Source organism: Sorangium sp. So ce394 (genome assembly GCF_051474665.1).
Taxonomy (GTDB): Bacteria; Myxococcota_A; Polyangia; order Polyangiales; family Polyangiaceae; genus Sorangium; species Sorangium cellulosum_D.
In genome coordinates this window covers 10,271,062-10,290,685 of sequence record NZ_CP150339.1, presented here as the reverse complement: position 1 = coordinate 10,290,685, position 19,624 = coordinate 10,271,062, and the positions used below count along the sequence as shown (strand labels likewise).

The 19,624-nt window shown below is 73.9% G+C and carries 16 protein-coding genes; 7 read left to right on the top strand and 9 right to left on the bottom strand.

The features are described from left to right. Positions 1-231: 231 nt before the first annotated feature. On the top strand, positions 232-570 hold the full coding sequence (locus WMF33_RS37970; RefSeq protein ID WP_020739698.1) for an HU family DNA-binding protein: 339 nt from the start codon (positions 232-234) through the stop codon (positions 568-570). A gap of 203 nt (positions 571-773) precedes the next feature. On the opposite strand, the gene WMF33_RS37965 is transcribed toward WMF33_RS37970, so the two are convergent. Together WMF33_RS37965 and WMF33_RS37960 are read right to left on the bottom strand one after the other, a co-directional pair. Next, positions 774-1,376: a hypothetical protein gene (locus WMF33_RS37965; protein WP_020739697.1), complete on the bottom strand. Its 603-nt coding sequence runs from the start codon at positions 1,374-1,376 to the stop codon at positions 774-776. A gap of 202 nt (positions 1,377-1,578) precedes the next feature. Then, entirely contained in the window at positions 1,579-1,857 is a 279-nt protein-coding gene (locus tag WMF33_RS37960; RefSeq protein WP_061626740.1) for a hypothetical protein, read from the bottom strand. A gap of 271 nt (positions 1,858-2,128) precedes the next feature. Here WMF33_RS37960 and WMF33_RS37955 point away from each other — a divergent pair, with 271 nt between their 5' ends. Then, entirely contained in the window at positions 2,129-2,947 is an 819-nt protein-coding gene (locus WMF33_RS37955) for a hypothetical protein (RefSeq protein ID WP_437333176.1), read from the top strand. A 146-nt stretch (positions 2,948-3,093) separates the two neighbouring features. Here the strand turns inward: WMF33_RS37955 and glyA are convergent, their stop codons facing one another. Together glyA and WMF33_RS37945 are read right to left on the bottom strand one after the other, a co-directional pair. Beyond that, on the bottom strand, positions 3,094-4,365 hold the full coding sequence (gene glyA / locus WMF33_RS37950; protein ID WP_020739694.1) for a serine hydroxymethyltransferase: 1,272 nt from the start codon (positions 4,363-4,365) through the stop codon (positions 3,094-3,096). Beyond that, entirely contained in the window at positions 4,362-5,714 is a 1,353-nt protein-coding gene (locus WMF33_RS37945; protein ID WP_437333175.1) for a dihydrolipoamide acetyltransferase family protein, read from the bottom strand. The genes glyA and WMF33_RS37945 overlap by 4 nt, the downstream gene beginning before the upstream one ends. 271 nt (positions 5,715-5,985) lie before the next feature. Here WMF33_RS37945 and WMF33_RS37940 point away from each other — a divergent pair, with 271 nt between their 5' ends. Continuing rightward, positions 5,986-7,824, top strand: coding sequence for a glycosyltransferase family 39 protein (locus WMF33_RS37940; protein ID WP_437333174.1), 1,839 nt, complete (start codon positions 5,986-5,988; stop codon positions 7,822-7,824). Between the two features lie 57 nt (positions 7,825-7,881). Here WMF33_RS37940 and WMF33_RS37935 read toward each other — a convergent pair whose 3' ends face one another. Beyond that, the gene (locus tag WMF33_RS37935; protein ID WP_437333173.1) at positions 7,882-9,636 is read right to left on the bottom strand and encodes a hypothetical protein; all 1,755 of its coding nucleotides are present in this window, start codon (positions 9,634-9,636) and stop codon (positions 7,882-7,884) included. A gap of 349 nt (positions 9,637-9,985) precedes the next feature. On the opposite strand from WMF33_RS37935, the gene WMF33_RS37930 reads away from it, so the two are divergent. Beyond that, complete coding sequence (locus WMF33_RS37930; RefSeq protein WP_437333172.1) at positions 9,986-11,032, top strand: glycosyltransferase family 4 protein; 1,047 nt, start codon at positions 9,986-9,988, stop codon at positions 11,030-11,032. Positions 11,033-11,092: 60 nt separating this feature from the next. On the opposite strand, the gene WMF33_RS37925 is transcribed toward WMF33_RS37930, so the two are convergent. Then, on the bottom strand, positions 11,093-11,575 hold the full coding sequence (locus WMF33_RS37925; RefSeq protein ID WP_437333171.1) for an ABA4-like family protein: 483 nt from the start codon (positions 11,573-11,575) through the stop codon (positions 11,093-11,095). Between the two features lie 167 nt (positions 11,576-11,742). Here WMF33_RS37925 and WMF33_RS37920 point away from each other — a divergent pair, with 167 nt between their 5' ends. After that, the gene (locus WMF33_RS37920) at positions 11,743-12,537 is read left to right on the top strand and encodes a class I SAM-dependent methyltransferase (protein ID WP_437333170.1); all 795 of its coding nucleotides are present in this window, start codon (positions 11,743-11,745) and stop codon (positions 12,535-12,537) included. Positions 12,538-12,544: 7 nt separating this feature from the next. Here the strand turns inward: WMF33_RS37920 and WMF33_RS37915 are convergent, their stop codons facing one another. From WMF33_RS37915 to WMF33_RS37905, 3 genes are all read right to left on the bottom strand, one after another. After that, positions 12,545-12,859: a hypothetical protein gene (locus WMF33_RS37915; RefSeq protein ID WP_437333169.1), complete on the bottom strand. Its 315-nt coding sequence runs from the start codon at positions 12,857-12,859 to the stop codon at positions 12,545-12,547. Between the two features lie 519 nt (positions 12,860-13,378). After that, on the bottom strand, positions 13,379-14,011 hold the full coding sequence (locus WMF33_RS37910) for a TonB family protein (RefSeq protein WP_437333168.1): 633 nt from the start codon (positions 14,009-14,011) through the stop codon (positions 13,379-13,381). Between the two features lie 57 nt (positions 14,012-14,068). After that, complete coding sequence (locus WMF33_RS37905; RefSeq protein WP_437333167.1) at positions 14,069-16,372, bottom strand: ArnT family glycosyltransferase; 2,304 nt, start codon at positions 16,370-16,372, stop codon at positions 14,069-14,071. A 110-nt stretch (positions 16,373-16,482) separates the two neighbouring features. Between WMF33_RS37905 and WMF33_RS37900 the strand changes: the two genes are divergently transcribed. Together WMF33_RS37900 and WMF33_RS37895 are read left to right on the top strand one after the other, a co-directional pair. Then, the gene (locus WMF33_RS37900) at positions 16,483-17,244 is read left to right on the top strand and encodes a Uma2 family endonuclease (protein WP_437333166.1); all 762 of its coding nucleotides are present in this window, start codon (positions 16,483-16,485) and stop codon (positions 17,242-17,244) included. Between the two features lie 608 nt (positions 17,245-17,852). Continuing rightward, entirely contained in the window at positions 17,853-19,589 is a 1,737-nt protein-coding gene (locus WMF33_RS37895) for a hypothetical protein (RefSeq protein WP_437333165.1), read from the top strand. The last annotated feature ends 35 nt before the right edge of the window (positions 19,590-19,624 follow it).

The following is a 19,624-nucleotide window of genomic DNA, read 5'->3' as shown; positions in this document are numbered from 1 at the left end:
GGTGCCTCTCCGGCCCGCGGCGGCGCCGCGCCGCGGGCCCTCCCGGCGGCGCGTTCCCCCGCTGGCGCGCCGCTCCGGCGCGGCCTTTCAGGGGTCCGCGCGATGCCCGCTCTCAGAAATCGCGATTTCTCCCCGCATTTTTGTCTTTTTTTGTCCTGAGTCGTGTGTAAGGTTCACTAAGGCTGTGCGCGGCGAGGTGTCGCGCGCGAGCTCATGTCCGAGGAGAGTGCCATGGCAACTAAGAAGACGGCCGGGGGCGGCGCGAAGAAGACGTTGAGCAAGAGCGGCCTGATCCAGGCCATCACCGAAGCTGCCGGTGATGAGCTGAGCCGCAAGCAGGTGAAGAACGTTCTCGAGTCCCTCATCACGATCGGTCATCGCGAGCTGAAGAAGTCGGGCGTGTTCACGCTCCCCGGCTTTGCGAAGTTCCGGGTGGTCAAGCGCCCTGCGACGAAGGCGCGCCAGGGGATCAACCCGTTTACCAAGCAGCCGATGACCTTCGCCGCGAAGCCGGCGAGCAAGTCGGTCCGCGCTCGGCCGATCAAGGCCATCAAGGACGCGCTCCTCTAGGCAACAGGATCTCCCAGCGGAGCGCAGGGCGGCCACGGCGACGTGGCCGTTCTTGCTCCATGGCCCCGCGCCGGCCCTTTCGGGCCCGTGGCGTGAGGCGAGGCCTCCCGCGCGCCGTCGGCCGCGCGCCGGCCGGACGCCGGCTCCCGGGCCGGGGGCGCGAGGCGGCCAGCGCCGCCCGCGCCGTCACGCCGCGGCGTGCGTCATTTCTTGCGGCTGTAGGCCTGCGCCGCCACCGGACCCGAGCCGGTGCGCGCTTTGACGACCAGCTTCACCGTCGCCGGCAGGGGGAACGGCCATTGGTAGCAGCTCTGCTTGGCGCCGATGGCGGCAGTCGGGCCGGTGTCCGAGTCGACCGCGAGCACCGGTTTCAGGTTGAGCGCGGCGAGCCCCGGCTGGCCTCCGGCGTTGAGGTCGAGCTCCAGCTGGAGATCGACCTCGGTGACGGTGGGGAGCGCCTGCGCCAGGAACGTGTAGCAATAGCCCGGTTGGAGCATGAAGGTCTGCCCCGAGGCCGTCTGCCCCTCGGGGACCACGTTGCACACCGGCGCCCCCTCCGGCTGCATCTTCGGCGCCTCGCCGGAGGCGCGGCCCTGGAACATGGTGGTCATCGCCAGCGACTGGACTCCATCGCAGGGCGCCGCCGTGGGCACCGCGACCGGGGGCAGGCCGGCGTCCGGGGGCGGGGCGGACACCGTCGGCTGCGGGGGCGGCAGCGCCCCCGCGTCCGGGGGCTCGTCCGCGAACTCCGACTCCTTGCTGCCGCCGCCGCAGCCCAGCGCTGCCGCCGCGAGAGCCAAGAGCACTGCTGAACCCAACGACCTACCCGTCACCGTCATCTGCGGCCTCCTCGCGCACGCCCTGCCGCACGCCGCGGCTCCTCGTTCGGACAGCTGCGCTCGCGGGCGCTCATACACCCGAAGGAGGCCGGGGGCTACGAGCGAGGCGCCTTCGCCCGGGCGGGCCAGCGCAGGCGCGCCCGCGGCGGCGGCCCCGCTCGCGCGCCGCTCAGCCGGACCCGCCCACGAGCTCGCGCAGGATGCACATGCGCGCGACGAGGAGCGCCTCGGGCCGGATCGCGTGGTCGAGGTACGCGGCCGAGTTCGCCTCCACCAGCGACTCGCGCAGCATCCCCTGCTCCAGGAAGGTAACCGCGCGCCCGAGGTGCAGCCGCGCCCTGTCGGCCGCGATCCCCATGCCGGCGCTCGCCAGCATCTCTCGTTCCAGGAACCACCGCGAAAACTCTCCGGGACGATCGAGCTTCGCGCGGGAGCCTTGGTCGGTCATGACGTAGGCTACCTCACTTTTTGCTCCTCGGCCAGCCGAGCCCGGCGGCGGTGACGCTGGAAATCATGGCAGAAACAGCATGAATCCGCCGGACGGGCGCGATGAAAGCCGGGGCGTGACCCGTCCAAAGCCACATCCGGCGAACGGCCCTGAAGCCCGGTGGATCGGGCCTCGGGGCCCGCTCCGCGGCGCTCCCGCGAGCGATCGGTTGCGTCGCGAGCCCGTCAGTGAGATTGAACGCGGCGTTCTGCCGGAATTCGAGGAGGTTCTTTTGCTCCGTACGTTGGGCGTCCTGCCAGCCATGGTCCTCACCGCCGCCCTCGCTGCTGGTTGTCAACAGCGAGAGGCCTCCCCACCGCCGAGCTACGCGAACCAGCCCCCGCCCGGCTACTACCAGCAGCCCGGCTACCAGCAGCCTGGGTACCAGCAGCCCGGCTATCAGCAGCCGGGGTATCAGCAACCCGGGTATCAGCAGCCCGGCTACCAGCAGCCGCCGCCCGGGTACCAGCAGCCGGCGCCGACGCAGCCCGCCCCCACGCAGCCGGCGCCGACGCAGCCCGCCCCGACGGCCTCGACGCAGCCCGGCGGCTTCCCGTGGCCGTTCCCGTTCCCTGGCCAGACCGGCGGCCAGCAGACCGGCGGCCAGCAGCCCGCGCCGAGCGGCAGCGGGAGCAGCTCCGGCAGCGCGTCGCCGGTCGACCCGAACTTCGCCTCTGCCGCGACCATCCCGCTGAACAACCTCGCGGCCACCGAGGCGCCGGGCATGACGAAGGAGGGCGGGCCGATCGCGGGCCAGTTCAGCGCCGGGCAGACCCTTGAGCAGCAGATCCAGCTGATGCCCGGCAAGTGCTACACGATCCTCGGCGTCGGCGCAGGGATCACCGAGCTCGACATCAGCCTCGTCGCGCTGACCCCCATCCCGATGGGCTCGTCGGTGCTGGCGCAGGACAACCTGACCGGCGCCAACGCCGCGCTCGGCGGCCGGGGCAATTGCTACCGCTGGTCGCTGCCCGTGGGCATCAACGCCAAGTACATCGTCAAGGCCACCGCCGGCTCGGGCGTGGCCGCCGCGCAGCTCTACGTGAAGTGACGCGCGAAAGCGCCGAGGACGCCGGGAGATCTCTCTCGGGCGTCCTCGGGAGCTCGCCGTGAAGCGACGCGCGAAAGCGCCGAGGACGCCGGGAGATCTCTCTCCGGGCGTCCTCGGGGGCTCGCTCCGTCGGTCGGCGCTGGGTGTTAGACGCGGATCCCGGGCGCCGGGAAGCCGCGGCAGAGCTCCGCGACCTCGGCGGCGATGCGCGCGATGCGCGCCTCGTCGTTGACGTTCTGCGCCACGTCATCCATCCACGCCGCCAGGCGCTCCATCTCGGCGACGCCCATGCCGCGCGACGTCACCGCCGGCGTGCCGATGCGGAGCCCCGACGGATCGAACGGCTTGCGCGGGTCGAACGGGATCGAGTTGTAGTTGGCCACGATGCCCGCGCGATCGAGCGCCTGCGCGTAGGGCTTCCCGCCGATCCCCTTCGGGGTCATGTCGATGAGCAGGAGGTGGTTGTCGGTCCCGCCGGTGATGAGCCGGAAGCCGCGCGACTCCAGCGCGCGCCCGAGCGCCTGCGCGTTCTGCACGATCTGCTTCGCGTAGGCCCGGAACCCGTCCTCCGAGGCCTCCTTCGCCGCGACCGCGATGGCCGCGGTCGTGTGGTTGTGCGGCCCGCCCTGGAGGCCCGGGAACACCGCCTTGTCGATCGCGCTCGCGTGCTCCTTCTTGCAGAGGATCATCGCGCCGCGCGGGCCCCGGAACGTCTTGTGCGTCGTCGACGTCACCACGTCGGCGATGCCCACCGGCGACGGGTGCGCCCCGCCGGCCACGAGCCCCGCGATGTGCGCGATGTCCGCCGCCAGGATCGCCCCGACCTCGTCGGCGATCGACCGGAACGCGGCGAAGTCGATCGTGCGCGGGTACGCCGTCGTCCCGCACCAGATGAGCTTCGGCCGGTGGGCGCGCGCCAGATCGCGCACCTGGTCCAGGTCGATGCGGTGATCGCTCTCGCGCACCCCGTACGGGACGCTCTTGAAGTACTTCCCCGTGATGCTCACCGACCAGCCGTGGGTCAGGTGCCCGCCCGCGGGCAGGCCGAGGCCCATGATCGTGTCGTTCGCCTGCGCGAACGCGAGGTAGACGGCGAGGTTGGCCGGGCTCCCGGAGTAGGGCTGCACGTTCACGTGGTCGGCCCCGAACAGCTTGGCCACCCGCGTGCGCGCGAGCTCCTCGACCACGTCGATCTGCTGCTGGCCCTCGTAATACCGCTTGTGCGGGTAGCCCTCGGAGTACTTGTTCGTCAGCACCGAGCCGGTCGCCTCGAGCACCGCCCGAGACACGTAGTTCTCGCTGGCGATCAGCCGGAGCGTGTCCGCCTCGCGGCGCTCCTCCAGGCGGATCAGCTCGGCGATCTCCGGATCGACCTCGCTCAGCGGCCGCAGGCCCTGCACGTCGTTCTTCACGCTCATACCTCGAACTCCCCGCGTGAAAGGATGTCGGTGACCCGCCAGAGGAACGAGTTCGCCAGCACCCCGTCGATGATGCGGTGGTCGTACGACAGCGCGAGGAACATGACCGGATGGATCGCGATCGAGTCCTCCTTGTCCTTCGTGACCACCACGACGCGCTTCTTGATCTCCCCCATCCTCAGGATGCCGACGTTCGGCTGTGAGATGATCGCGCCGCCGAACAGGTTGCCCTTGAGGCCGGGGTTGGAGACCGTGAAGGTCGTGTTCGCCAGGTCGTCGGCGGTGATCTTGCCCGACTTCGCCCGCCCGGCCAGCTCGTCGATGCTCCGCGCGATGCCGCGCAGCGACAGCTCGTCCGCGTGCTTGATGCTCGGGACGATGAGGCCGCCGGGCGTGTCCACCGCCACGCCGAGGTTGACGTCGCGCAGCACCACGTACGAGTTCTCGAGCACGCGCGCGTTGAACTCCGGGTGCTCGCGCAGCGCGCGGACGGCCGCGGCGCAGATGAAGGACAGGAACGTCAGCGACACACCCGCCTTCTTGAACTCGTCCTTGTGCGCGTCGCGCAGCTTCGACGTCTCGTGCAGGTCGACCTCGGCGACCGTCACCACGTGCGGCGAGGTCACCTTGGAATAGACCATGTGGTCGGCCGTGATGCGGCGGCGGCGGCTGAAGGGCACCACCTTGTCGCCCGGCTTGGGCGTGTAGGGCGGCACCTTGTACGCGCCGTACCCGACGCCGGGCACCGGCGGCACGAACCCGCCGCTCGACTGGATGAGCTGCGACAGCTCGGCCGCCTGGCTCGCGGCGATCCCCGGCGAGGGCGCCGCGCTCGCCTGCGGCGCCGGCGCCGGCTCGGCCGCCGCGCCGTGCGCCGCGCGCATCACGTCGTCGCGGGTGATCCGACCGTGCTCGCCGGTCCCCTGCACGCCGCGCAGATCGACGCCCGCCTCGAGCGCCAGCTTCTTCGTCGACGGGCTCGACAGCGGGCGGGCGCTCTCGTCATGCCCGTTGCTGCCCGGCGCGGGCGCGGGCGCCGGCGCGGGCGCGGGCGCCGGGGAGCTGGCCGCGGCCGCGGCCTGCGGGCGCTGCTCCGCTGCGCCCTGCGCCTCCGCCGCCTCGTCGATCTGGCAGAGCAGACCCTCCTTGGCGACGACGGATCCCTCGGCCGCCGCGATCCGCGTGACGCGACCGGCGGTCGGCGCCGGGATCTCCGTGTCTGCCTTGTCGGTCGCAACCTCGAGCAGCGGCTGCTCGCGCTTGACGAAATCGCCCTCGCGCACGAGCCACCTCGAGACGGTCCCCTCGAGCACGCTCTCGCCGAGCTGTGGCATGCGAACATCGACCATCGCTTCTCGCTCCTCCAACGCGCGCCGCCGTGAGCGCCCGTTTCTCTGGGCAAGGCGGCACGGTCGTATACGCCGCCCGCCCTTCGAGAGCAACGACACAGTGTTCGTCCGCTGCGTATCTTGATTCACCCTGCTTCACCCTGCTTCACCCTGCCGGTGCCTGGCGAGCCGCCCCCGCCGACACGCCCGGCGCAGGAGGGCTGGAATCGTACGTGGAATCGCACGTCGACGCACGTAGACGCTGGCGCGCCCGAGCCGGTAAAAGGGCCCGGTGCGTGACGCCGCGCCGGATGTGACCGCGGTCCCTCGTCCACGGGCCGCCTCGACCGAGATCGCGCGCGAGCGCCCCGACGCCGGGCCGGCGCGCGTCGCGGGGGCGCGGGCGATCTGCGCGGTCTCGCTCGGCGCGATCGCGTTCCTGCTGCTGCAGATCCTGACCTACGGCTACGGCCGCGATCAGGGCATCTACGCCATGGTCGCGCGGGCGGTGCTCGACGGCGGCATGCCGTACCGCGACGCGTTCGATTTCAAGCCGCCCGGCATCTTCTTGATCTACGCGCTCGCGCGCGCGCTCTTCGGCCCGGCGCAGTGGGGCATCCGCGCCCTCGAGGTCGCCGGCCTCGCCGGCATGTGCCTCGCGATGACTTCGCTCGCCGGCCGCGCCTTCGGCGATCGCCGGATCGGGATCGTCGCCGCCGCGCTCGCCGTGCTCGTGCACGCCCAGCTCGATTTCTGGCACACGGCGCAGCCCGAGTCGTTCGGCGGCATGCTCACCGTCGCCGCCCTGCTCGTGGCCGCGCGCGGCGTGGGGCAGGGCCGCGCCGCCGGCGCGCCGCGCCCCGCCCCGCGCGCGGCCGCGCTGGTCGCTTCGGGCGCGCTCTTCGGCGCCGCCGGCCTCCTCAAGCCGCCCCTCGCCGGCGGCGGCGTCGTGCTCGCCGTCGCGCTGGCCGCGCCCGCCCTCGCCGAGCTCGCGCGGCGCGGCGCCGCGAGCGCCGCGAGCGCCGCGGCCGTCCGGTCCGCGATCGAGGGCGAGCCGGCGCGCTCTCTTCCGGGCGCGCCGCCGGACGCGCCCGCAGGCTCTCTTCCAGGCGCGCCCGCGCGCTCTTCCGCGCCCGCGCTCGTGTGGGCCGCGCTCCGGCCCGCCCTGCTCATCGCGCTGGGCGGCGTGCTCCCCGTGCTCGCCTGCGTCGCGTGGTTCGCCGCGAAGGGGGCGCTCGGCGATCTGTGGGAGGTCCTCTTCGTCTTCACGCCGCATTACACCGCGCTCGGGTGGCGCGGCGTGGGCGTGCTCGAGATGGCGTGGCACGGCGTCAGCGAGTGGCTCGTCCGGTACTCCGGCCCGATCGCGCTCGGCCTGGTCTGCTTGCTCGCGCTGCACCCCGAGCGCCACGAGCGCGCGGGCGTGGCGCTGTTCGCGGGCGTGATCGCCATGCACCTCGCCGGCGTGGTGATGCAGGCGAAGTTCTTCCCGTACCATTACGGCGCGACCTGGCCGCTCACCGCGATGCTCGCCGCGCTCGGCCTCTGGAAGGCGTGGCAGCGCTGCGTCCGGCGCGGCGCGCGGGCGGCCGCCGTGCTCGTCGCGGCGCTCGTCGCGGCCGCTTTCGCCCGCTCCGCGACCAAGGACGTGGCCGACGCGTACCTCGATCGCTGCGCCGAGCGGCTCGCGCTGCTCGCCGCGGGCGCGCGGGACCAGGGCCGCCTCGACCGCCTCGCCTCGGTGGCCGACGTGAACGCCGCGGCGAACCGCGCGGTCGCCGCGTGGCTGCGCGAGCGCGTCGCGCCGGGGCGGCCGGTGCTCGTGTGGGGCTTCGAGCCGGTGATCTACGACCTCGCCGATCGCCCGCCGGCGACGCGTTACCTCTACAACGTCCCGCAGCGCGCGGCGTGGGCCCGGCAGGAGGCGCGCGACGCGCTCATGCGCGACCTCGCCGCGAGCCCGCCGGCGGCGATCGTGGTCGAGCGCCACGACGTCTTCCCGTCGGTGACCGGCGACGCGCTCGACTCGCGCGACACGCTGGACGGGTTCCCGGCGCTCGCGGTGCTCATCGACGATCGCTACGAGCTCGCCGTGCTCATCGAGGATTTCGAGATCTACCTGGAGCGCTGAGGGGCGGGTCGGCGCGGGGGCGGCGGCGCGGCCCGGAGGGCCGCGCGCGCGCCGGGATCAGGGGCAGGCGTTATCACGGCCCGGGGTGGGCGCGGCCGTCACGAAGCGGCTGCCGTCGCGGGGGCCGTCGGCGCAGCGCTGGATCGACTGCGTCGCCGGCGCGGCCGTCGCACCTTCGTTGACCTGAACGCGCTCCGGGGCCTCCGGATCGCTGGAGATCAGCGCGTCCAGGAGCCCCTTGTCGTCGGCATCGTTCGTGTCGTAGACCACGGCGTCGAGCAGGCGCGCGCTGGTGGCCGGCGAGCCCGAGGGGAAGTCCGCGGGCAGCCCCTGGTACAAGGCGACCGCGTCCGCGCCGTTCTGCAGGGTGTCGTTCGGGAAGACGAGGGCGGGCGCCGGCATGACGCCGCCGTTGCCGACGAGCAGGAGCCCCAACCGGTCGGTCGTGGCGTTGAGCTCGATCGCCCGGTAGGAGGTGTCGTCGTCGGACCCGTTGAAGAACACGAGCGTGTAGCCGGCGAGGCTCGTGAGCCGCCAGCCCGTGCTGATCTCGACGAACTCGAGCGCGTCGACGTCCGGCGTGTCGGCGTCGAGCTCGTTGATCTGGAGCCGGAGCACCGTCACCCGGAACGTGGTCTGCCGCGCGCCCGGGCGGCTCACCACGATTTCCCCCGGGCCGATCGGCGTCGCGTCCGAGAGCGCGGGGATGGTGATCCGCGTGTCGGAGTCGACCGTGAACGGTTGCGGCACGTAGCTCACGGTCACCTCCGTCGCACCGGTGAACCCCGTGCCGGTGAGCACGAGCGCGCCCCCGACGGCGATGATCGGGTAATCGACCGAGGTCACCTGGGCCGGCGCGCCGCACGGCGGGCACGAGGAGCCGCCGCAGTCGATGCCGCCCTCGTCGCCGTTGAGGCGGCCGTCCTCGCACGAGGCCACCTGGCACACGAAATCGAGGCAGACCTGGGACGGGCAGTCCGTGTGGACCAGGCACTCCACGCAGGCCCCGGCGGCGTTGCACTTCCCGCCGTCGCGCAGGGCGCACTCGGTGCCGACCTCCTTCGGCTCGTTGACCGGGGAGCCGTCGCGGCAGGCGTCGATCGTGCACTCGCTGCGGTCGTTGGGCACGTCGTCGTCGTCGTCGATCTCCACGACCGCGCCGCCTTCGTCACAGACGCGCTCGCTGCAGTCGCCGGCCATCTGCATCTCCGCCGGCGTCCCCGCGGCGACGGGCTCGGTGACGCACCCGCCGTCGACGCACCTCGCGATGGCGCACTCGCTCGCGGGCTCGGCGCAGTCCGCGTCGCCGGTGCAGGTGCCGCCGCCGCCGCTGCCGCCGGACCCGCCGTCTCCGCCGCCGACTCCACCTTCGCCGCCGTCACCTCCGATGCCACCGACTCCGCCGGATCCACCGTTGCCATTCCCGGAGCCGCCGTCGCCACCGCCGGAGCCGCCGTCGCCACCGCCGGAGCCACCGTCGCCACCGCCGGAGCCACCGTCGCCACCGCCGGAGCCACCGTCGCCACCGCCGGAGCCGCCGATGCCGCCCCCGCCGCCGTCATTGCCGCCGGAGCCGCCGATGCCGCCCCCGCCGCCGTCATTGCCGCCGGAGCCGCCGATGCCGCCCCCGCCGCCGTCATTGCCGCCAGAGCCGCCGGCTCCCCCCAGCCCTCCTGCGCCCCCTTGCCCGCCGCTCCCACCGTCGCCGATCTGGCTGCGGTCGGGCATCGTGGCCAGCTCGCAGCCCGAGGTGGCCAGCAGCGAAATGCTCAGCGCGAGCGCGGATCCGTATCGATTCGATCTCGAAGTCATGGACACACCTGGTTGCAGGTTGGGCGGGGCGCGCAGGCCGTCGACGCCGTCTGCGCTGCCCCGCGGCAAGGACGAGCGGGCGGGCATCCTAGACGCATGGGACGCCTGTTGAAAGCGCGCCGCGCCGCACGGCGCAGGGCCGAACCCGCGCTGGCCGGCGGCGGCCCCGCCGGCTCGCGGCAGCGCCTGCTCCCGCGCGCTCCCTCGCCGGGGTGGCGGGATCCGCCTGCTGGCATGCTCGTTGATGCATCGAACCGCCGGCATGCGCTCCGCCTCGGGCGGGGGTCGAGCATGACGCCCCGGTTGCGGCGCGGCGACGCAGGGACGCGGCGATCGAGGAGCAACGAGCATGCGAATCGCGATCATCTCCACCCCGTTCATCCGGGTGCCGCCCTCCGGATACGGAGGGACCGAGCTGTTCTGTTACGAGCTCGCCGAGGGGCTGTCGGCGCGCGGACACGAGGTGACGCTCTTCGCGACGGGCGATTCGTCGGTCGCCTGCCGCCGCCGGTCGCTCTACGCGAGCCCTCGCTGGCCCCCTGCGCCGGAGGACGAGGTCAACCACGTCGCGTGGGCCGCGTCGGAGATCGCGCGGGAGGACAGGTTCGACCTGGTGCACCTGAACAGCCCCATCGCCGTCCCGTTCACCCGCTTCCTCCGTGTCCCGGCCGTGCACACCCTGCACCACGCGTCGTGCGACGAGAGCTCGCGCATCTACGCCCAGCACCCGGAGGTCGCGTACGTGGCCATCAGCGAGCGGCAGCGCTCCCTCGAGATCGCGCTCCCGCGCTCGTGCGTGATCCATCACGGCGTCACGCCGGCGCGCTACCCGACGAGCCTCTCCGACGAGGGCTACCTCGCGCACCTCGGCCGTTACGCCGAGGAGAAGGGGACCCACCTCGCCCTCGACATCGCGAGGGCCGCGGGCATGCAGCTCAGGCTCGCCGGCCGCGCGCACTCCAAGGATCGACTCTACTATCTTCGCGAGGTCGCCCCGCGCCTCCGGGAGAGCGGCGCGTCGGACCTCGGAGAGATGGATCTCGATCGCAAGGTCGCGCTCCTGCGCGGGGCGCGCGCCCTCCTCTGCCCGCTCCAGTGGGAGGAGCCGTTCGGGCTGATCGCCGTCGAGGCCATGCTCTGCGGCACCCCGGTGCTCGGCTTTCGCCGCGGCTCCTTCACCGAGATCGTCGACGAGGGGATCACGGGCTTCCTGGCCGCGCCGGGCGACGGCGCGCGCCTCGCCGCGATCGCGGCGGGGCTCGCGCGCTTCGACCGCGCCGCCTGCGCGCGCCGCGCGCGCGAGCGCTTCAGCAGCGCCGTGATGGTGGGGAAGTACGAGGCGCTCTACCGCGCCGTGAGCGGCCCGCGGCGCGCCCAGGGCTCCCGCGCAGCCTGAGCGCTGCGGGGCTGCCCCGCTCGCGCGCCCGAGCGCGCGGTCCGCGCCCCGGGCCGGACCTCACGAGGGCGGCGGCGACGGCGCGCCGCGGGGGGACGCGGGCATCCCTGCCGGGGCAGCGTCGTCGATGTCCAGCCGGCGCCGCAGCGCCGCGCGGAGCGCCAGGTAACCGAGGAACCCGACCGGGCCGAAGAGCAGCGTCAGCGCCAGGCAGGGCACGACCGTCCAGTGCGGTATGCCGAGCCGCGCCGCGTCGCGCACCTCCCAGGAGCCCGTGAACAGGTCGAACACGAGATAGTGGATCCACCCGACCAGCAGCACCTCTCGGCGCGCGAAGAGCTGCCCGACCCCGTGCAGGCTGCCGAAGCTGCCCTCGCCCTTGCCGAACGTCGGCACGATCAGGATCAGGTACACGAGCGCGAGCGCCGCCGCCGTGCCCGCGGCGACGCGCTGGGTCCATCTCCATCGAGGCGCGAAGGCGAGCAGCAGCCAGCCGGGGAGGACCGCCGCGTTGCAGATCGAGAAGATCGTCTCCAGATCCATGAGCTCGGGGCAGGGTAGGTGAACGCTCCGGGAGAGGCCAGGAGGCGCGCGGAGGCGCGGCTCGAGCGATCGTCCGCCGCCGCGGGGCGGCGCCGGATCGAGGCGCGTCGCGCCGCGGCCGTCGCGCGGGCCTCTTTCGCGAGGCGCGGCGGTGATAAGAGGCGGCCATGAACGAGCTCTTGCACGCCCTGCTCCGGCGCCCGCCGCTCGGGCGCGCGGCGCGGGCCGCGTCGGACTGGGTCGATCTCCAGCTCACCCACGTCGTGACCTCGCTCGCGCGCCTCGCCCCGCGGGCGCGCGGGCGGCTGCTCGACGTGGGCTGCGGCGACAAGCCCTATGAGCACCTCTTCCTCCCCCACGTCCTCGAGTACCTCGGCGTGGAGCACGAGGCGACCTTCGGCGCCACGGCCGCGCGCGCGCGGGGCAAGGCCGACATGCTCTACGACGGCGAGCGGCTGCCCTTCCCGGACGCGAGCTTCGACACCGTGCTGAGCGTGCAGGTCCTCGAGCACACCCCCCGCCCGGAGGCGCTCGTCGCCGAGATGGCGCGCGTGCTCCGCCCGGGCGGCCTGCTCCTCCTGAGCGCGCCGTTCTCGTTCCGCCTGCACGAGGAGCCGCACGATTACTTCCGTTTCACCCCCCACGGCCTCCGCGCGCTGTGCGGCCGCGCCGGCCTGGCCGTGGAGGAGATCTGCCCGCACGGCGGCCTCTGGAGCCTGCTCGGCCACAAGGTGAACAGCTACCTGGCGCTCCAGGTGGCGCAGATCGGCGGCGTCGCGCAGGCGATGGGCAAGCTCGGCCACGAGGCCTGCGAAGGCCGCGGCGCGCGCGTGTGGACGCTGCCGCTGGTCGCGCCGGCCATGATCGCGGTGGCCGCGGGCGCGCGCGTGCTCGACCGCGCGCTGCCCGATCCCACCGAGACGCTCGGCTTCACCCTGGCGGCGCGGCGGCCGGCGGCCTGACGCTCGCCTACGAGCGGCCCGGGGCGAGCTCCCCGGCGATGCGCTGCACGCTCTGGAGCAGCGCCTTGATCTGATCGCCGACGACCGGCCCCGCGTCCTCGACGAGCCCCTCGATCTGCTCGAGCACGGGCGGCAGCCCGTCCGCGGTCACCTCGTGGATGCGCTCGCCCCCGAGCTTCGCCTCGATGCGCGCGAGCTCGTCCTTGAGCTCGCCGAGCGCCTGCGACACGTGCTCCCGGTTCTGCACGTGCTCGTGGCGCGAGAGCTCATACGCTATCGCGATCGCGCTCCGGACATCCCGCTGCACTTCCATCCGCTCCATGCTTCCTCACCCGTGCCGTCGCCGGCGATAGTGGATCTCGAACGCGACCGGCCGCGGGGCGTCGCACCGCCTGGCGGCCGGTACACCCATCCATGGGCGTGGTCTGCCTGGCCGTCTGCCGATCGCGCTTGCGGGGCGGATCGGGCGGACGGCGTGTCGCCTTCAACGTTTCAGCGCTTCAGCGTTCCAGCGCAAAGCAGCTTCCGTGCCCTCGCCGGCCCTCTCGCCCTGCTCGGCCGAGCCCGGGCACGCGCGTCTCCCGAGCCCGCGCCCGGCGCGGCCCACGCGGACGATCCGCCTCACGTGTCGCAGATCGCCACGCGGTCGCGCGCCTCTGGCGGATCGGTCGTTCGCCGGGGCCGGCCGCGGGTAGCGCTCACATTTGCCCTGAGAGAGTTCCCATGAAGGCGGGAAGGCAGGAAGATCATTGATCTTTTCTTCCCGCCTTCCCGCCTTCATGTTCCATTTTGAGCACTGCCCGGCCGCGTCCAGGCCGGCCGCGCTCCCGGGCAGGGCCTCTCAGGGCACCAGCTCCATGCCGCTGAACTCGATGGGAAAGGTGATGACGGTCGTCACCCCGCCTTGCGGCGGGGGGAACTGCATCTTCTCGAACGCATCGGCCACGCAGCGGTCGACCTGCGGGTTCTTCGCGGTCGACCTCACGACGTCTGCCTTGTTGACCTTGCCGCTCGGGCCGATGGTCGCCTTGACGGTCACCTTCCCGACGAACTTCGGCGAGCTCTTGACGCCGACCTTGTAGCACTCGTCGAAGAGCTCCGCGTGCTTCTCCACGACGTCGCGGATCTGCACCTCCGAGAGGCTGCCCCCGAGCGTCCCCGTCGCGACGGCCGCGCCCGGCTTCACGTTCCCGTCGCCCCTCGGCGCGGCCGGCTTCGGCGCGGCCTCGACCGGCGCGGCCGCCCCAGGCACCTGCGAGGTCGCCGGGGGCGCCTCGCCGGCGGCGGGCGTCGTGCCCGCCGGCGCCGGGGCCGTCGTTCCCGTCGGCTCGGCCGGCGTCGCGCCCGCCGGCGCCGTGGAGGTCGCGCCCGCCGGCTCCGGCGGCGCGGGCTGCGCCGGCGCCTGGGCGGGCGGCGGCGCGCAGGCCGACGCGAGCGCGAGGACCAGAACCAGACCTGTTCGGCGAGAGCTCATGCCCGAAGGTAAAACCCGGATGCGGGGCCGTGTCCACGAGGATGGAGGCGCCGCCGCTCAGCGCAGCCGCAGCACCTCGACCTCGGACGCGCCGCCGCCGTCCAGGAGCCTCGGCGCTCGGCCCCGATCGCGGGCCTTCAGCGACGCCCAGAACACCTCCGTCCCCGGCCGCTTCCGGATCGGCACCGGATCGGCGTAGACGAAGCCCGCCCTCCAGCGCTGCGGCGAGATCGCCGTCGGGAGGCCGACCTCGCGGTAGACCGGGTCCGCCATCGTCGTGGACAGCGGGGCGCGCTCGACCACCCGCGACCGCACCGAGAGCGCCACGTCGCTCGCCGCGGGCCCGCCCGCGCGCACGAAGATCGTGAGGAGCGAGCGCGCGCCCTCGTGGAACGTGGTCCCGAGCAGCTCGGTGCCGTCGTCGAACCGCGCGCCGAGCGGCGCGAGCGCGGCGGCGATCTCCGAGAAGAGCGCCGCCGCGCGCGCGGCGTCGCCCGCGGCCAGCGCGGCGTTGTGGGCGATCCGCTTCTGCTCCAGCGTCTCCGGCGGGCCGGCCGGCGGCTCGGCCGGCTGTCCGAAGTGCGCGCGGAGCTCCCACGTGAGGAACGGATCCGGCACGATCTCGCGCTCGGGCTCGGTGCCCGAGACGAAGTACCAGGCGAGGAGCCCCGGCTCGCGCTCGCGGAACGAGAACGCCTCGATGCCGCGCGCGCCCTGCGCCCGCGCCTCCGCCCCGACGCCCGCGCCGAGCGCCCAGAACGGGCCCACCGCCGTGATGTCGAAGCGCTGCGCGAGGCTCGCCTGGTCCCGGTCGAGCATGAACCGGGTGTCCGCGAGGTAGGCGCCGCGGGGCGGCGCCTCCCTCGGCGCGGGCCGGGTCGGCTTGACGACGCGCCCGCCGAGCGCCCAGACCTGGGCCCAGGTGGCCTTCATGCCCTCGTGCATCTCGACGACCGCGTCGGTCGGCGTCCGCGGCAACCTCGGCGCGAGCCAGCGCAGGAACGCCGTCTTCTCCCCGTCGGAGTCGATGAGGTGCCCCCGCTCGTTGAAGCGCCCGCCCGTCTCGCGCGCGTAGCGCAGCGCGGGGAGCCCGTCGCGCAGCACGGCGGCGAGCGGCGCGAGCCACAGCGCGAGCGCCGCGAGCGCGGGCCACGCGGGCGCCGGCCCGGCGGGATCGCGCGCGGCGCCGGGCGCGCGTCGCGCGGCCGCGGCGGCGGCGCGCTCGAGCAGCGCCGCGAAGGTCGCGACGAGGGCGGCGGCGGCGAGGGCGAAGTAGGCCCCGAAGTAGTGCGGCCAGAAGATGTGGATGTCGGCGCCCTGGCGGAAGACGACGTACTGCACCGTCGCCGTCGCGAGGTAGAGCAGCGGCAGCGCGTCGTGCTCGCGCCGGAGCAGGACGAGCCGCGCGGCGCAGACGAGCGCGGCGAGCTTCCCCGCGGCGATGGCGATCGGCGTGAACGAGAGCTCGATCCAGTACCGCCGGCCCGCGAGCACCTTGGCGAGCGGCTCGGCGTTGCCCGACGAGCGGAACCCGTAGCTCGCCAGGAGATCGCCGAGCTTGCCGGCCTGGTGGAAGAGGGCGAGGTAGAGCGCGGCGGTCAGCGCCGCGAGGAAGGCGGTGAGCACCCACCACTGCGCGTAGCGCCGCTCGTGGATCGGCCCGAAGACGCGCTTCGGGAGCAGGTAGGCGCGGAGCGCGCCGAACGCGAGCAGCCCCCCCGTGAGCACGAACGCGGGCCAGTCGGCGTGCATGCCGAGCGTGAGCCCGAGCGCGCTCACCGCGAGGTAGCGGCGCCGGGCCGTCTGCGTGAGCCGGACGTACCCGAAGAGCCCGAGCAGCGTCCAGGCCATGACCGGGACCTCGAGCGCGTTGAGGCTCGCGAACGCGAGCGTGATCGGCAGGACGACGAACGCCGCCGCCGCGGCCGCCCCTGCGGCGGGGCGGTAGACGCTCCGGCCGATGGCGTAGAGCAGGGGCGGCGTCGCGGCGCTCAGCAGGACGGCGGGCAGGCGGCAGACGACGTCGTACCGCCCGAGGACCTCCATGAACGCGGCGGTCGTCCAGAAGATCCCCCAGGGGTGGTGGCAGTAGTACATCTCCGGCGCCGGCCGGCTCGCGGTGTACTCCCACACGGGCCCGAGGATCTTCCAGCGGAGCATGTTCTCCGCGATGATCCCGACGCCGGCGGACGACGCGTAATGGCCGGCGAGGATGGGCCCGAACATCTCCCACGCGGCGGCGAGCGCGAACCACGCGGTGGCGACGGCGGTGACGGCGAGCGCCGCGCGGGTCTCGAGGCGGGAGGCGGCGGGGAGGCCGCGCAGATCGGTCGGGCGGGGGGCGGGGCGCGGGAAGAGCAACGTGCGCGCAGCCTAGCGTCGATGAGGCGCTTCCGGAGAGGAGAGACGCGCCCGCCGCCCGCGGCGGCGGCGCGGGTCGATGCGCGCGCGCGGCTCGGGTAAGGTAGGGCATGTCGACCGAGGCGCACAGGCAGGTTCACGGGCGGGCGCACCGCGACGGCAGGGGGCGCGATCCGACGTTCTATCCCGTGGAGAAGAAGATGGGGGAGGACTCCCTTCAGACATGGATCGTGGAGCTCCTCCGCCCGCTGATCGAGCGCTGGTACCAGGAGCTCGGCCGGCCGCGGTTCGTGGGGGCGGACCAGTTCATCTATTATCAGCAGTTCGATCCTTCCAAGGTCGTGGCGCCGGACGTGTACGTGCTCCCCGGCGTGCCGCCAGGCCGGCGCGTGCGCAGCTGGAAGGTGTGGGAGACCGGGATCGCCCCGAGCTTCGCGCTCGAGGTCGTCTCCTCCGACGAGCCGTACAAGGACTACGTGGACGCGCCCGAGCGCTACCGGGAGCTCGGGGTGAGGGAGCTCGTGATCTTCGATCCCGACTGGGAGAGGAGCCGGGATCGGGTGCGCTGGCAGCGCTACCGGCGGCTGAAGACGCGGGGGTTCGTCCGGGTGGAGACGACGAACGTCGATCGGATCTACGCGCGCGTGCTCGGCTGCTGGCTGCGGGTGATCGGCGCGGGCGACGCGGCGCGCGTCCGGCTGGCCACGGGATCCGAGGGCGAAGCGCTCTTCCCGACCGCCGCGGAGGCGGAGCGGGCCGCGAAGGAGGCGGAGCGGGCCGCGAAGGAGGCGGCGCTGGAGCGGGTCGCGGCGCTCGAGGCGCAGCTCGCGAGCGTCGCGAGCGCGAAGGACAAGGGGCCTGGGGCGCCCTGAGCCTCGCCGGCGCGCGGCCGTTCAGGCCCGGAGCAGCGTGACCCGCCGGCCCGCGGGCGTCCGGGCCTCGTCGATCCGCGTGCGCGCCTCGACGTCGCCGGCCGCGACGCTGACCGCGCCGGTTCCGGATCGACCCCTCCGGCCTTCGAGGGCCTCTCCTTCGGTTTCGGATCGACGTACCCCCCCTCGCGAGGGGTCACCGGCACATCGCGACCTCTCGGTGCGAGCTTTCGAGGCCCTCGCGTCGGGTCTGGATCGACCGAGCGCCCCTCGCGAGGGGTCGCCGGCACATCGCGACCTCCCTGTGCGGCCCTCCGAGGCCCCCCGGTCGGTTCCGGATCGACCGAGCGCCCCTCGCGAGGGGTCGCCGGCACATCGCGACCTCTGCGCGCGGCCTCCGAGGCCCTTCGGTCGGTTCCGGATCGACCGAGCGCCCTTCGCGAGGGGTCGCCGGCACGTCGCGACCTCTGCGCGCGGCCTCCGAGGCCCTTCGGTCGGTTCCGAGATGGTAGCTTCCCGCCACTTTGGGTACCCCGTCCCCCCCGGCGGAGCCTCCGGCGGCCCCCGCCCCCGCGCGCCGCGCCCCGTCCGGCCCGCTCCGCCGCGCCGTGAGCGCCGCGGTCCGCGCGCTGTCCGGCCCGCTCCGTCGCGCCGCGGGCGCCGCGGTCCGCGCGCCCCTCGGCGCGGCGCTCGCGCTCGTCGTCGTCGCCGCGTCCGTCTACGTGATCGCCCTCCCGCTCGCTGTCGTCCGCTATCCGCCGATGACCGATCTCCCGTTCCACGCGGCCCAGACCGCGGCGCTCCGGCACTACCTCGATCCGGCGTGGCACTTCCGCGAGCAGTTCACGCTCCAGCCGCTCGCGGTCCCGTACATGTCCATGTACGCGCTCGGCGCCCTGCTCATGCTCGTCCTCCCGCCCGTGGCCGCGGTGAAGGTCGCGGCGGCGGCGATGCTCGCGCTCCTGCCCGCGGGCCTCGCCGTCCTCTTCCACGGCCTGAAGCGGAGCCCCCTGCTCGGCGTCCTCGGCCTCGTCCTCGTCTGGTGCAACCTCACGCACTGGGGCTTCCTCAACCACATGGGCGCGCTCGGCCTCTTCGCGATGGTCGTCGGCCTGACGCTCCTGCTCGTCGATCGCCCCTCGCGCGGCCGACAGGCCGCGCTCGCGCTCGCGCTCGTCGCGCTGTTCTTCACCCACGTCTTCCGCTTCCCGTTCGCGATCGCCGCCGTGGTCGGCGCGGCGATCGTGGTGTTCCCGGCGACGCGGCGGCTCCGCCCCATCGCGCTGCCGCTCGCGCCCGCGCTGGTCCTCTTCGCGGCGTGGCTCGCGGTCCGGACCGACACCCTCCACGCCGCGCCCTTCACCCCCGCGCTCCACTGGGAGCGGCTCGGCGAGGCCCCGTCGCTCCTGTTCACGAGCTTCACCGATCCCGCCGAGGCGGCGGCGGCCCGCCGGGCGGCGCGCCTCGTGCTCGCCGCGCTGCTCGTGTGCCTCGGGGGCGCGGCCGTGCAGCTCGCCGCTTCCATGTCCTCGCCGGCGCCCGCTCTCGCCACCCCCGACGCGGCGCCCGCCGCCTCCACGTCCGCGCCGGCGCCCGCGCCCGCCACCCCCATGCCCGCGCCCGCCGTCCCGGACGCGGCGCCCCCTCCCGCCACGGACGCGCGGCAGCGCGCCTTCGCGCGCCTCGCCGCCCTCGTCCCGATCGCCTGCGCGGCCGTGTTCCTGGGCCTGTTCCTGAGCCTGCCGCTCCAGATCGGCCTCTGGTGGTACGTCTACCCGCGCGAGATCGTCGCCGCCCTGTTCCTCGCCCTCGGCGCGTTCCCGGACCTGCCGCGATCGCCCTGGCTCAAGGCGCCGGCCGTGCTCGCGATCGCGGCCGCGGCGCTCTCCCTCGGCGACGTCGCGCGCGACAACTACCGCCGCTTCGACCACAGCACGCGCGACTTCGACGCCATCATCGCCCGCATCCCGCCCGCGCCCAGGCTGCTCTACCTCGTCTTCGATCACGGCGGCTCGACCCGGGCGACGACCCCGTTCATCCACCTCCCCGCCTGGGTCCAGGCCACGCGGGGCGGCTGGCTCAGCTTCCATTTCGCCGTCTGGGACGCGTCGCCGATCGCCTACCGGCCTCGCGCCGAGCCGGGCGCCGTCGTCCCGCCGCCGACGCCGCTCCGGTGGGAGTGGACGCCGGAGAAATTCGACGTGCGCCGCCACGGCGCCTTCTTCGACTGGTTCCTCGTCCGCCGGCGGGCGGGGGCCGATCACCTCTTCGCGAAGGACCCGAGCATCGTCCCCGTCGATCACGTCGGCGACTGGTGGCTCTACCGGCGCGCCGGCGCGCCGTAGCCAGCGCTCCGGCCAGGGCTTCTGTTACCATGCCG

What these genes read in the sequence shown, in the direction of transcription:
- WMF33_RS37935 (WP_437333173.1), bottom strand. Translation starts at nt 9,636, where the DNA reads ATGACTTCGAGATCGAATCGATACGGATCCGCGCTCGCGCTGAGCATT.
- WMF33_RS37900 (WP_437333166.1), top strand. Translation starts at nt 16,483, where the DNA reads ATGTCGACCGAGGCGCACAGGCAGGTTCACGGGCGGGCGCACCGCGAC.
- WMF33_RS37920 (WP_437333170.1), top strand. Translation starts at nt 11,743, where the DNA reads ATGAACGAGCTCTTGCACGCCCTGCTCCGGCGCCCGCCGCTCGGGCGC.
- WMF33_RS37970 (WP_020739698.1), top strand. Translation starts at nt 232, where the DNA reads ATGGCAACTAAGAAGACGGCCGGGGGCGGCGCGAAGAAGACGTTGAGC.
- WMF33_RS37915 (WP_437333169.1), bottom strand. Translation starts at nt 12,859, where the DNA reads ATGGAGCGGATGGAAGTGCAGCGGGATGTCCGGAGCGCGATCGCGATA.
- WMF33_RS37960 (WP_061626740.1), bottom strand. Translation starts at nt 1,857, where the DNA reads ATGACCGACCAAGGCTCCCGCGCGAAGCTCGATCGTCCCGGAGAGTTT.
- glyA (WP_020739694.1), bottom strand. Translation starts at nt 4,365, where the DNA reads ATGAGCGTGAAGAACGACGTGCAGGGCCTGCGGCCGCTGAGCGAGGTC.
- WMF33_RS37945 (WP_437333175.1), bottom strand. Translation starts at nt 5,714, where the DNA reads ATGGTCGATGTTCGCATGCCACAGCTCGGCGAGAGCGTGCTCGAGGGG.
- WMF33_RS37930 (WP_437333172.1), top strand. Translation starts at nt 9,986, where the DNA reads ATGCGAATCGCGATCATCTCCACCCCGTTCATCCGGGTGCCGCCCTCC.
- WMF33_RS37910 (WP_437333168.1), bottom strand. Translation starts at nt 14,011, where the DNA reads ATGAGCTCTCGCCGAACAGGTCTGGTTCTGGTCCTCGCGCTCGCGTCG.
- WMF33_RS37925 (WP_437333171.1), bottom strand. Translation starts at nt 11,575, where the DNA reads ATGGATCTGGAGACGATCTTCTCGATCTGCAACGCGGCGGTCCTCCCC.